7 protein-coding genes are annotated in these 12,910 nt (G+C 58.4%); all 7 read right to left on the bottom strand.

Annotated features, from left to right (window positions below):
* Positions 1–154: 154 nt before the first annotated feature.
* Positions 155–1,441, bottom strand: coding sequence for a dicarboxylate/amino acid:cation symporter (locus QRD42_RS05910; RefSeq protein ID WP_318373363.1), 1,287 nt, complete (start codon positions 1,439–1,441; stop codon positions 155–157).
* 157 nt (positions 1,442–1,598) lie between these two features.
* The gene (locus QRD42_RS05905; RefSeq protein WP_083580995.1) at positions 1,599–3,107 is read right to left on the bottom strand and encodes an EAL domain-containing protein; all 1,509 of its coding nucleotides are present in this window, start codon (positions 3,105–3,107) and stop codon (positions 1,599–1,601) included.
* Positions 3,108–3,233: 126 nt separating this feature from the next.
* A complete protein-coding gene (gene bcsC, locus QRD42_RS05900) occupies positions 3,234–6,758 on the bottom strand; it encodes a cellulose synthase complex outer membrane protein BcsC (protein WP_321988398.1) in 3,525 nt (1,174 codons plus the stop codon).
* A gap of 21 nt (positions 6,759–6,779) precedes the next feature.
* Positions 6,780–9,188, bottom strand: a complete 2,409-nt coding sequence (gene bcsB / locus QRD42_RS05895; RefSeq protein WP_072571478.1) for a cellulose biosynthesis cyclic di-GMP-binding regulatory protein BcsB — start codon at positions 9,186–9,188, stop codon at positions 6,780–6,782.
* Positions 9,189–9,213: 25 nt separating this feature from the next.
* Positions 9,214–11,817 carry a UDP-forming cellulose synthase catalytic subunit gene (gene bcsA, locus QRD42_RS05890; RefSeq protein ID WP_318364753.1) on the bottom strand — a complete coding sequence of 868 codons (2,604 nt, stop codon included), beginning with the start codon at positions 11,815–11,817 and terminating at the stop codon, positions 9,214–9,216.
* The gene (gene bcsQ / locus QRD42_RS05885) at positions 11,814–12,560 is read right to left on the bottom strand and encodes a cellulose biosynthesis protein BcsQ (RefSeq protein ID WP_321988397.1); all 747 of its coding nucleotides are present in this window, start codon (positions 12,558–12,560) and stop codon (positions 11,814–11,816) included. The genes bcsA and bcsQ overlap by 4 nt, the downstream gene beginning before the upstream one ends.
* Positions 12,561–12,570: 10 nt before the next feature.
* Positions 12,571–12,759 carry a cellulose biosynthesis protein BcsR gene (gene bcsR, locus QRD42_RS05880; protein WP_072571475.1) on the bottom strand — a complete coding sequence of 63 codons (189 nt, stop codon included), beginning with the start codon at positions 12,757–12,759 and terminating at the stop codon, positions 12,571–12,573.
* Between the last annotated feature and the right edge of the window lie 151 nt (positions 12,760–12,910).

The raw sequence follows: 12,910 nt of genomic DNA, 5'->3' as shown, positions 1-12,910 counted from the left end.
ACCGCCTCATTGCCGGGCAGTCTAAGAGATGACGACTAAACACTTCGTGTTAGACAGCGTAAAAAGCGAAACGTCACGCCGGGAAGTGAAATTTTGGGTAATTATGCGCAGGAGCCCGTCGCCCCACAAGGGACGACGGGTCTAAGTGGCGAAATTATGAGGAGATTTCTTGCGATTTGCCGTCCGGCGCACGCTTATTGAGCACATCCGTCAGCTGTTTTTCATCAAGCTGTTTAACCCATTTTGCCACCACCACAGTGGCAACGCCGTTACCCACCAGGTTGGTCAGCGCACGGGCTTCAGACATAAAGCGGTCGATACCGAGGATCAACGCCAGCCCGGCCACCGGTAAATGCCCGACTGCCGATATGGTTGCCGCCAGCACGATAAAGCCGCTGCCCGTGACTCCCGCCGCGCCTTTCGACGACAGCAGCAGCACCACCAGCAGGGTGATCTGATGGAAAATATCCATATGGCTGTTCGTCGCCTGGGCGATAAACACCGCCGCCATGGTCAGATAAATAGAGGTGCCGTCGAGGTTAAAGGAATAGCCCGTCGGGATAACCAGCCCCACCACCGACTTTTTGCAGCCCAGCTTTTCCATTTTATCCAGCATACGCGGCAGCACCGATTCTGACGACGAGGTGCCGAGCACGATCAGCAATTCTTCGCGGATATAGCGGATAAACTTGAAAATGCTGAAGCCCGTGGCGCGGGCAATAGAGCCGAGCACCACCACCACAAACAGGATACAGGTGATGTAGAAACAGGCGATGAGCTGGCCCAGCTGCACCAGCGTACCGACCCCGTATTTACCGATGGTAAAGGCCATCGCGCCAAAAGCCCCAATGGGTGCCAGACGCATGATCATATTGATGATGCCGAAAATGACCTGCGAGAAGCTTTCGATCACGTTAAAAATCAGCTGACCTTTGTGGCCCAGACGGTGCAGCGCAAAACCAAACAGTACTGCAAACAGCAGCACCTGCAGGATATTGCCGCTGGCGAACGCGCCTATAACGCTGCCGGGGATCACATCCAGCAGGAAGGCGACAATGCCCTGCTGCTGAGCCTGTTCGGCATAGACCGCCACCGCTTTGGCATCAAGGGACGCCGGATCGACGTTCATGCCTGCGCCTGGCTGTACCACGTTAACGATAATCAGGCCAATAATCAGCGCCACTGTGCTGACGATTTCAAAGTACAACAGCGCCACCGCGCCGGTACGGCCAACCGCCTTCATGCTTTCCATGCCTGCGATGCCAGTGACCACCGTACAGAAGATGACGGGGGCGATGATCATTTTAATCAGTTTTACGAAGGCATCGCCAAAAGGCTTCATTTGCGCGCCGATTTCCGGATAAAAATGGCCGAGCAAAATACCGATGGCGATGGCGGTCAGGACCTGAAAATAGAGGCTTTTAAACAGTGAGGTTTTCATAGGGTGTCCTTGAAGTAAAAACCACAGGCCTTGTAGGGTTTAGGTTTGCCTGCGGCTTTAAAATAACACCCGATAAACATGACAGAAATAAACTTACTTCAAATTTGAAACAATAATGTTAAGAAATTTGAGCTGACTCGCACAAGTGTAAAACAGACTATTCTTTTTCATCTTCCGGCGAGGCGGAAAAATAGCGCGCCTCAAAGGCGTCCGGCGGCATAGCGCGGGCGAATAAAAATCCCTGCGCCATGGTCACGCCAGCGGCGGCAAGCCACTCGCGCTGAGCGTCGGTTTCCACGCCTTCGGCAATGATCTCCAGATCCAGGCTGTTCGCCATATGGATAATCGCCGACACCATACTGTTATCGTCCGGCAGCCCTTCCACAAAGGTTTTATCCACCTTCAACAGATCCACCGGCAACGATTTCATATGGTGCAGCTGACGCAGGCCCGCGTAGCCCATCCCAAAATCATCCAGCGCGATACGCACTCCGGCGTTACGCAGCGGGCGTAAAATCCCCACCGCCGTCTGCGGATCGTCGATACGGCGGCTTTCGGTCACTTCCAGGATGAGCGTACCCGGCGCAATACGATAGCGGCTTAACAGCGCCAGCAGATCCGGCACCATCGCGTGATGCATCAGTTGCAGCGCCGACAGGTTCACCGACAGCGGAAGCATAATACCGCGCCCCTGCCAGGCCGCCAGCTGGCGACAGGCCGCTTCCAGCACCCGGTAACCGACAGTCACCATCAGACCGGTATTTTCGATATGCTCGATAAGCCCTTCCGGCAGCGTCCAGCTGCCGTCCGGCTGGCGCACGCGCAGCAGCGCTTCCGCCCCCAGCAGGGTACCGGTCGCCAGATTTACCTGCGGTTGCAGCCAGATGGTGTACTGGTGATTATCCAGTGCGGTAAGAATCGCTTTATGCGCCGATCCGGCGACCGGATAGCGCGCGTCGTCGTGATGCGGCAAGGCCAGCTGCTGGTGGCGGTTATAGCTGCGCACCAGCATGCCGATTTCATCATCATGGTGATGACGCGGCAGCGCCAGTTGATGCCCCGGCAGCTCGTGCTGGGGCAGATCGTTAAGTTCGCGGGCGATACGGCGCAGCGGATGAACGATCAGACGGTTAATACACCAGGTGATAGCCACGGTGATCATCAGCGTCAGCAGTAAGTAAGCCGTCACAAACGTCGACAGCGCGCTCATTACGAATTTATACATGCGGTACGAATCCGCCTGTAGCACCAGATATGCCAGCGGCTGCGGATTCGCCGGACGTTGCAGGGAATAAATAGGCAGGGAAATCTGTACCGGCAGTTCAAACAAACGGGTAATGGTCACCGGCACCGGGCGTTCAGGAATAAAGCGCATGCGCAGCGCCTGGAACTGGTTGGGCAGCACCACGTCGGCACGGCTGACCACGCCCGCAGGCTGAATGCCTTTCAGGATGGTTTCCGCGTCAACAATATCGCCTTTCAGAATGGCGGATGAGAGTGGCTCGCGCACCGAACGGGCAATGCTTTCAAGCTGCGTCGCGGTGTTGTAGCGGTTTTGCTGTACAAAATGAAAGAGCAAAATGACGCAAAAAATGAACACAAACAGCATAGAGACGGCTGACACCATCGCCATTTGTTTTATGGTTAATGAACGGCTGACGCGCAAATTGTTTCTCCGGAATACCCTTAACACGAAAAGTAACCTGCTGTTACCTTACCGCCGCCAGAGTATACCCTATAGCGGCATCATTAAGAGACTGTCCGGGGGATATAAGATAATTCTAGATTCCCGTTACCAGTCAGCGTAAGGCATCAGCGGTTGCGGCGGCATATCCATATCGCCCTGCCAGCCCGCATCGGAGTAGCGAACAAAGATCATCCCGTGACTGGGGGTATAATCTTTCGCCTGCTGAATATCAATACCTGCGCCTATTGACCATTTCGATGAAATACGGCGTTCCACCAGCGCATGGGCCGTATACCCGAAGCCCTGGCTGCTGCCGCCTTCGCTACCCTCATCGCTGGCATCCTGCCGGAAGGCCGCCGGGATGAGATTTAAGCGCGGATAACTGGCCTGCGCTTTGGTGCGTGAGTGGGACCAGGAACCCGATCCGCCCAGCTCCCATGACCAGTTTTCCGTGCGTTTGCGCCATGTCACCGGCACCGCAAAAGAGACGTACTCCTGCGGGCTGTAATAACCGCCCTGACCCAGCGTATAACCGCTCAGATCTTTGTCGTAATGCCAGATCATATTGTTCAGGCCGACGGTCATGCGCTCATTGTCTTTATTGATAAGCTTGTAGTAATAGCCCGTCATCCAGCGCACGCGCCAGTTATCCTCGACGTTTTTGCCGTTCAGAGTGTCCGCATTCAGACTTGCCCACACGCCGTGGGCTTCGCCGCGATCGTAACTCATACTGACGCCACCGCCGCTGGCCCGCACGCCGCCCCAGGTTTTCCCGGTGCCGCCCCGGTTATTATCTTCATCGTCCGGATCGTATTGATAACCTCTGGCGTCCTTCTGTCCGCCAAAGGCCAGCAATGAGCTGGAGATCGGGCGGCGATGCAGGTTCAGGGTATAACCGACTGGCCCCAAATCGCTGCTGTAACTCAGCCCGCCCACCACATCAACGACATTAAACCCCATCGGCGTGGTGCCGATGTCCATGTCCCAGGTGTCATTACGCCAGCCAACCGCGACGCTTACGCCCCTGTCGCTCTGTTTTTTATCGATATTGTCACAGCCCAACTCGCCGCAGGTACCCCAGTTAGGATCATACAGGCCGTCGCTGTTCTTGCTGAAGGAACCGGCATCCATATCGATGACATCGGTGCGGAAGAACATGCGCCCGTCGGCTAACGGCGCGTCGGCCTGCAACATGGTGGTGTGCATTTTCAGATCGGAATAACCGCCCGTCCCGTCTGAGCGGCCATAATCATGATCCAGGGTGACGTTCACGTCCTGCTGGCGATACAGCTCTGCCGCATCGCTGCGCACCCCGCGCTTAAGCCAGTCATCTTTTTCATCGCTGCGCGTCAGACGGGTAAAGGTGTCGTTATCCTGCGGACGTACCGCGGCGATCCCGGCGGCGACCATCGCATCTTTATAACCTTCCAGCGCCTGCTGCGGTTCACCCGTCGCCTGCGAAAGCCGGGCGGCATCACGCAGTACCAGCGCGCTGTCCTGCGACGGCGGCTGGGATTTTGCCTGGGGCACCAGTCTGGCGAAGGTCTGCTGCGCCTCACGAGTATTCCCCAGTCGCGCCTCAACCAGCGCCATACGCCGCTCGGTATTCATGGATAATGGCTGCGTGGCTGACGGGGAAATTTTCGCCAGCTGCGCGCGGGCTTCCATTGGGTTTTGCTGCGCCACGGCCACTTCCGCCAGGCTCAGACGGGCATCCAGATTATCCGGCTCTTTTGTCAGCACAGCGCTATACAAGGCGCTGGCGGCAGGGTAATCGCCGCGCTGTTGCGCCCAGTCGGCCAGGGTTAAATCAATGGGCGTGGAAGCGGGCTGCGCCTTCAGCAGATCTATTGCCGCCGGTTCATTGCCGCTGTCGCGCAGCTGATTAGCGCGGGCCAGCAGTTGATTCCGTTGCAGGCGATCCGCCAGCTCCTGAATATTGGGCGTCCACTGGCTTTTCGGCAGCGTGTTGAGATGCGCCAGCGCCGCCATGCCCTGATCTTCATTGCCGGAGAGATACAGGCCATAAGCGTAAACCTGTTCAGCGTCGTTCGGTTTTTTCGCCGCCAGATCGCGCATCTGCGCATCGCCCTGGGCGCGCTGCCCGGCGTTACGCAAATCGCTCGCCAGCCGGTAGGTGATCCACACGCTGCCCGGATCCAGCGCCAGGCGCTGACGCTGCACCTCAGCGGCCTGCGCCCAGTCGCTGCGGTTTTCCAGAGTTTCGGCCTGCTGCGCCAGACGGTCGCCCGTCATGCTGCGTTCAATGTCGTCAATGCTGCGCCGCTGGCGGGCATTCAGCGTCTGAATAAAGGCCTCAGCGCGCTCGGGCGACTGCGCCCGGTAGAGGTTCGCCAGCCCGCGCACCGCGTTACTGTTCTCGCTGTCCATCCGCAGCGCCTGCTGATAGTAGCGCTCGGCGCTGGCGGTCTCTTTTCTTGCCAGCGCGGCATCGCCCAGCCCCAGCACCGCGTAGCTGTCAGTGTTATCCACCTGCTGCGCCTGTTGATAAAAACGCGTCGCCTGGGCCGGATTATTCGCTTTCAGCGCCGCGTCCCCCTGCTGGATCAGCAGCCAGTAGCGGTTGGTCTGCAACAGACTGTCCCATTTACTGCGGTTGCTGCTTTGCGGCGCCAGCGCAATGGCTTTTTCCAGCTGCTCTACCGCGCGGGCGCGATCGCCTTTCTGGGAGTATGCCTGACCCAGCGCGCCAGTGGCTTCGCCGTCACGCGCGTCGGCGCTGACTGCCTGTTGCAGAGCGGCAATGGCGTTGCCACCCTGCCCGGCATCCACCGCCGCCAGCCCCTGAGCACGGGCGCGAAACGCCGGATCCGCCAGCTTCTGCTGCTGTTCGGCCAGCTGTTGACGCGCCATATCGACGTTATCGCCCTCGCTGAACTGCGCCAGAAAACGTTGCAGCGCCTGTACGCTGGCGTCGCTGACGGGCAGATCTTTGATTTGCTGATACCAGATAGCGGCGGCGGCATTGCGGCTGGTGCCGGATTTCGCCATTTGCTGAAGTACCGCATAGCCTTCATCCGGGCGATTGCTGGCAAACAGCAATTGCGCGAGGGCGTTTTGCAGCTCGCCATCTCCCGGACGCCGCGCGTTAAGCGCTTTTAACTGATTGATGGCTTCATTGCGCCGGGCGGGGACTTTCGCTACCAGCACCCAGTATTCCCGCGCAATATCGCCGGTGGGCGGATGGCCGTTAAACAGCTTATCGTAAGCAGCCAGCGCCTCCTGGGTATGGCCGGTGGTGCCCTGCAAACGCGCTTCCTGCAACGCCTGTCGCCCTTCCGGGCTGGAGAGCGTCATGATATTGCGGGAATCGCGCAGCGCGCCGGAGTCCGGCGCCAGCTCCTGTAACCTGTCGAGCTGTTTTTGCGCGCCCGCGGTGTCGCCCTGGCGCAGCAAATAACGGAAGCGCGCGGCGATAACGTCCGGGTTTGCCGGATCGATCAGCTCCAGCCGGTAGAGCGACTGGCGCACCAGATCTTCTCGTTTTGTCGCCTCCCCCAGTTGCACCTGTTCCAGCAGTTGCTGTTGCGCATCCGGCGCGGCATGCACAAGCGGCATCGCCGAGAAGCCGAGCGATAAGGCGATAAAACGTAGCGTTAACCTGCGCATGACGGACCCCGGTATCGCAATTTATTCATGGTCGCCATCAAGACGACGACGGCTGATGATGCGCAGCAGACGCCACAGCACCCAGGCCAGCAACACGACGCTCACTGCCGCCAGCACCGCCAGCAGGATCGGATGGTTTGAGAGCGCATACCAGATGCGTTCAAACCACGGCAGATGACCCACATAATAGATATCACCCACCCGCAGGCCGTTAACGCCCGATTCGCGGATCACCGTCACCGAACCGTACATGGCGGCGCGCTTGCCGCTGTCGTTCATCGCCTCGTTCAGCAGGCTGTAGCCGCGCGGGCTGTCCGCCAGCAGGGCCACCACGCTGCGCTGATCGTTATAGGGCGACTGGAAGCCGACGATCGCCGCCATCGGGCCGCTGGAGCTGACGGCAGTCTGCGTGTCGGCCTGGCGGTCATTAACGTCCGGCACAATGGCCGGGAAGTCTGTCTGGCGCTGCGGCGTTTTCACCCAGCTTTGCGTGGCCTGCACCAGCAAGTCGATACGTTCATCGTTTTTCAGTTTTTCCGGTAAGGTGCCGATGATCAGGATATCGGCATCCTTATTCGCCAGCTGATTACCATCGTTGGTCAGGGTGACGTTCACCGCCGGGAAACCGGTTTGCGCTCCGATGCCGCCCATGGAATCCAGCAGCGTGGTGAGCTGAGCGGCCGTTGGCTGCGCGGGCAGCACCACCAAAGTGTCCGACAAATCAGCCATCCGGCTGAACGGGAAGCCCGCATTGGCAAAGGCGCGCAGATCCGGCATGGCGATAAAGTGATAATACTTCGAGAAATCAATGGTGGAGTCGTCGCCGATCACCACACGGTTTTGCACCGGCTGGAAGGTGATACAGTTTTCGATCGTACCGCCCGGCATCGGGTTCATGTACTGGAAGTCGAAGCGCAGCTGGTTCAGCGCCCCCAGTTTCAGCGCCGGAATAGACACTTCGGTTTTACCGTCCAGCAGACCCTGTAGCACCGGCAGCCGCAGCAGCAGACGGTTAGTATCCTGGCTGCTGGTCAGACTGAAGGATTGCAGGAACTGGTTATTCAGGCTGATATCCATGCGCGAGTTATCTTTCGTCGGCGGCGCGGTGTAACGGTAATTGAGGTTCATATCAATGCCGCTGCTGCGCAACAGATAAAGATCCGGCGGCAGATTCATCGCCACGTTGATGGAGGCGGGCTGTAAGCCGGTGGCCTGCAACTGCTCCTCATAGGTTTTCAGCTCGCTAAAGGTGATTGCCCGGTCGGTACGCACCCAGTTAGGCGCATCGTAAGGTTTACGCGCCAGCAGCGGTTTCACCTCGTCCACCACCACGCGGTCGCCACGGAACAGCAGGTTGCCCTGGGCAATGCCCTTCGCCGCCTGCAGGATGTCTTTGTCATCGCGCCCGAACACCACCAGCACTTTCATGAACGGGTTAGTCGGGTGGTTCATCATCATCACGGTCGGCGCGGTCACCGGCGGCACATCACGCAGGAATGCCGGACGTTTGTCGTTGGTGGCGAAGACAATGGCATTGCTGTCCGGCAGCGCGTCATAAGAGACCGGGAACTGCTGGCCGCGCCAGCCGGTGCGGGTGCCGAACCATGAAGCGACAATACTCGCCGCCTGTTGCTGCGCCAGCGCCGGGACGCCAGCGAAGACCATCGGCAGGTTCAGCGGACGGTTGTCGCGCGGATCGAAGAAGGGCACCGGGAAAGAGGACAAGTCATTTTTCAGTGTCAGCTTCTGGTAGGTCATCGCCAGTGAACTGTTGCGGCCGATATCCATCCACAGGGTGCTGCTGGCGGGGTTTTCACACACATCGCGGTAATGGCCGACAAACTCCAGCCGCACACGGTTAAAATCGGTGATATAGAGCGGATCGACGGCGACCTGTGCCTGCGTCTTTTTACCCAGTTGTTCTTTGGTGACCGGCAAAACGCCCATCAGCTCATCATTCAGATAGACCTTCAGCTGCGACTGGACGGGCAGCAATGACGGCGATGGCGTGTATTCCAGATTCAGCACCGCTTTCGACACCACTTCGTCGCTGCGCATTCCGAATTCAATGCCGCCGTCCGGATTGACGCCGCGCAGGATCATGCTGCCCGGCGGCGGCGCGATCTGCGCAAAAGTCAGGGTAACGTCGCGCGTAGGCGCATTATCGGCGACAATCGGCGCATTTGCCCCGTTTACGCCCGGCATGACCTGACCCACCGGCGTGGTCTGTGCTTCGACCGGCGTCACGGGCATCATGGATTCCGGCTGCGTCGGCGCCGGCGTGGCGGCCCCTTGTGTTGCAGGCGTTACCGTCGGCACCACGGGCGCAGCCGTAGCCGCCGGACTGGCAGGCGCCGCCATCGTCATTGCATAGGGGTATGCACTTAATCCCATTACCACTGCGCACATCCAGGAAAGTTTTCTTTTCATCGCATTATCATCATTGTTGAGCCAGTCACGAACCCGGTTGCTGTACTACCACGTCCCGCTCGGGGCGGCGCGGAACGAACGACACAAGCCAGGAAACCAGTGAAGTGAGGGACCGGAAAATCATTTTTACGGACGAAGGTGCAAATTCTGCAAGGTGGCGATAGCCACGGAAACCCAGCTTGAGAATATCCATCAAACTTTCCAGCGGTTTATCTTCCGGGAAGCTGTCCTGCCAGAGTGCCCAGGTATCGGCGCGGGCAAAGGTACACTGTACAAAATCAATATGTTGACGGGTGGTCAACGGCATCAGTTGCAGACCGATTTCATTACCGGAAACGCGCGCCACCTGCGCCGGGAAGACATACTCCTGCTGGCCGCGTTTGAGCAGCAGGTTCACCTTCTGCCCTTCCAGCACCTGCGCCTGGCCGTTAATTTTGATGCCCAGCCCGCCGTCAGAGAAGTCGTGTACGGTACAGGAGAACATATGGCCATCTTCACGGGCGATGGCCGCTGGCATCGAGATTTCCACGCGATGAGCGCGGCGTAGCTGTTTACTTTCCACCGACACCGCCACCGCGCCGCCGAGCACGATCAGGTTGTAGAACACCCAGGCGATACTGACGAATACGGTAAGAATTTCATTCTCCGGCCCATAGAAATAGCGCCAGACGCCCACCAGGATACCGAGGATATTCAGCAGCACGAGGAAAATGTAGGGCCGGGAAATGACCCAGTCGACGTACTCCTCCTCCACCAGCCCACCTTTGGCGGTGACGTTAAATTTACCTTTATGCGGCGCAAACAGCGCCACCATGGTCGGCGGGGCGATATACCAGGCCAGCACCGTTTCGTAAATTTCACTCCAGAACGAGTGGCGATATTTGCCCTGGATTTTGGAGTTGGTCAGGCTGGCGTGGATCATATGCGGCACCACAAAGAGCGCGATCATCAGCGCCGGGGCGTAAATGATATAGGCGTGGAGCAACAGGAACGCCAGCGGCGCGGTGAGGAACACCAGCCGCGGAATACCGGATAAGAAGTGGAACATGGCGTTCACATAACAGAGCCGCTGCGGGAGCTTCAGCCCCTTGCCCAACAGCGGGTTATCGAGGCGGAAGATCTGCACCATGCCGCGCGCCCAGCGGATGCGCTGTCCGATATGCGCCGAGAGGCTTTCCGTCGCCAGGCCCGCCGCCTGCGGAATACGCATATAGGCCGAGCTGTAGCCGAGACGGTGTAAACGCAGAGAAGTGTGCGCATCTTCCGTCACCGTCTCCACTGCGATGCCGCCAATCTGATCGAGCGGCCCGCGACGGATCACCGCACAGGAACCGCAGAAAAAGGTCGCGTCCCACATGTCGTTGCCGTCCTGCACCAGACCGTAAAACAGCGTGCCTTCGTTAGGGGTTTTACGGAAGCGGCCAAGGTTGCGCTCAAAGGGATCCGGCGAGAAAAAGTGGTGCGGCGTCTGCATCATCGCCAGCTCTTTCTCTTTCAGGAACCAGCCCATGGTCATCTGCAAAAACGAGCGCGTGGGCACGTGGTCGCAGTCGAAAATCGATACAAACTCGCCCTTCGCATATTTCAGGGCGTTGTTGATGTTCCCGGCTTTGGCGTGTTCATGGGTGGTACGGGCGATGTATTTCACCCCTACGGTCTCGGCAAACTGGCGGAAGGTTTCACGCCCGCCGTCATCGAGGATCCAGATAGTCAGCTTATCCTTCGGCCAGTCGATGCCCAGCGAGGCATAAATGGTGTTTTTCACCACGTTCAAATCTTCGTTGTAGGTCGGGACGAAAATATCAACGGTCGGCCACAGAGACATATCCTTCGGCAGCGGCACCGGCTGACGATTGAGCGGCCACACCACCTGGAAATAGCCGAGCACCAGCACCACCCAGGCGTAGGTTTCGGCAATCAGTAGGATCAGGCCGCAGACCAGGCTGACCGGATCGTTCCAGTTGAGCGTGGAGGTATAACGCCACCAGATGTAGCGACAGGAAACGGTCAGTGACAATACGATAAGCATCAGCGCCGAGAAGCGTCCGGGGATACGCCGCACCATCATTGCCACGGCCCACAGCAGAACCAGGAAGATGAACTGCGACATCGGGTTAAACGGCTGGGTGATGCACAGCAGCGCCAGAATGGCGGAAAAGGCCACGATCACGCCAAGAATAATGCGCCGCAGACGCGGATGCAGGTGCGCCAGTTCTTTCTGATTATCCAGATGGCTGGTCCGGGCGCTGAAGCGCTGCGGCAGCGCGTCGAGCCACGCATGGTAGCGGGCCATTAATTGCGAGAAGCCTGCGCGACGGCGTTTGCGCGGCGCGCCTGCCGTTGCCTGTTCGGGCGTAACCATCAGCCACAGGGTTTGCAGCAGGTAACGCGCCGGATCGAGCGGGCGCGGCCGTTCGGCGCGAATATGCGGGTAAAGCTCACGGTGGCGTTCGCGGATCGACTGCCAGCGCGGATTTTCCAGCGGCAGGAAAAGCCAGGCCAGGATCGCCCACAGGCAGCCCAGGGCGGCGCTGAATGCCGGCGCGCCGTGGCTGCGATAAAGCTGGTAGCGCGCGCCGAGGCGTTCGCTAACCGGGGGGATCAAAAACCAGGCGGAAAGACGGCTCATGCGTCGCTCCCGCTGGCAGGTTGCGCGGCGTGCAGCAGACACCAGTTCGCCAACGTCATGATCTCTTCGGCGGCCAGCGAGTCACTGCGGTACTCTCCCAGCGGCTGTTTCGCCGCCAGACATTCGGCCATCGCCTCGTCGCGGTGAATAACCGTCGGCAACAGGTGGCGCTGGGTTTGCAGCCATACCTGATACAGATCGTCCTGCAACTGGCTGCCGATACGCAGATCGTTAAGCAGAATGTGCGTCCCCGCCGGCAACGCCTGCTGATGTAAACGCACGTGGCAATTGGTATCCGGCCTGACGAGGGTCAGCACCCGATCGCACTGTTCGAGGATCAGGCGCGTCAGCGGCGTCTGACCATGGGGCAGGTCCACCAGGATCCACTGATAATGGCTCTGCGCTTTCAGGTTTTGCAGGATCGGCCCGATGCCGCTTAACGCGTCATGCAGCAGGTGCGCGTTTTCCGCCTCGCCTGCGGTGAGCTGACCGAAGGGCAGCAGATCCAGTTGCGAGGTGTAACGTTGCCCCGCGTCGCGCCAGTCCTGCCCGTCCAGCAACGCGCGCGCCCAGCCTGCGGGCTGGGTAAAGTCGACGTTAAATGACAGGCGCAGCAGATTATCCGGGCAGGCATCAACGAGCAGCACCGCTTCGCCAAGCATGTGCAGTGACCAGCCCAGCGCAGCGGTGACGGAGGTCGTACCCACGCCGCCGCGTATGCCCTGTAATCCCAGAATGGCCATTCCGGCTTCCTTATGGCAGTTGGGAGAATTCAGCGAGCAATGGCCAGCGTTTAATCGCTGCCGCCAATTGTTCCCGTTGAGAAATGTCGGTGTAATCTATTTCAGGCAATGAAAACACCCGACTGAGTGCCAGAAAATCATTCTGCCAGGTATAGTTCAGGCTTGAATCTTTCGAATTAGCGGTTTCATTATTATTCATTTTTTATCCTATCGTTTTGAATAAAAAACAGCTGGAAAGAATTTATCCGCTTGCCCGGCGAAAAAAATGTGTTTACATGCTAAATCTGATGCTCTTTAATTTCAATGTTAGGTTTATTTCTTTGCTTTCGCTAGTAAACTGAGATAACTGA

Origin of the sequence: Enterobacter sp. PGRG2, assembly GCF_030291195.1 — a bacterium.
Lineage (GTDB): Bacteria > Pseudomonadota > Gammaproteobacteria > Enterobacterales > Enterobacteriaceae > Enterobacter_D.
Note: the sequence above shows the minus strand (reverse complement) of the source record. Positions and strands in the feature narration are given on the sequence as shown.

What these genes read in the sequence shown, in the direction of transcription:
- QRD42_RS05910 (WP_318373363.1), bottom strand. Translation starts at nt 1,441, where the DNA reads ATGAAAACCTCACTGTTTAAAAGCCTCTATTTTCAGGTCCTGACCGCC.
- bcsC (WP_321988398.1), bottom strand. Translation starts at nt 6,758, where the DNA reads ATGCGCAGGTTAACGCTACGTTTTATCGCCTTATCGCTCGGCTTCTCG.
- bcsB (WP_072571478.1), bottom strand. Translation starts at nt 9,188, where the DNA reads ATGAAAAGAAAACTTTCCTGGATGTGCGCAGTGGTAATGGGATTAAGT.
- bcsA (WP_318364753.1), bottom strand. Translation starts at nt 11,817, where the DNA reads ATGAGCCGTCTTTCCGCCTGGTTTTTGATCCCCCCGGTTAGCGAACGC.
- bcsQ (WP_321988397.1), bottom strand. Translation starts at nt 12,560, where the DNA reads ATGGCCATTCTGGGATTACAGGGCATACGCGGCGGCGTGGGTACGACC.
- bcsR (WP_072571475.1), bottom strand. Translation starts at nt 12,759, where the DNA reads ATGAATAATAATGAAACCGCTAATTCGAAAGATTCAAGCCTGAACTAT.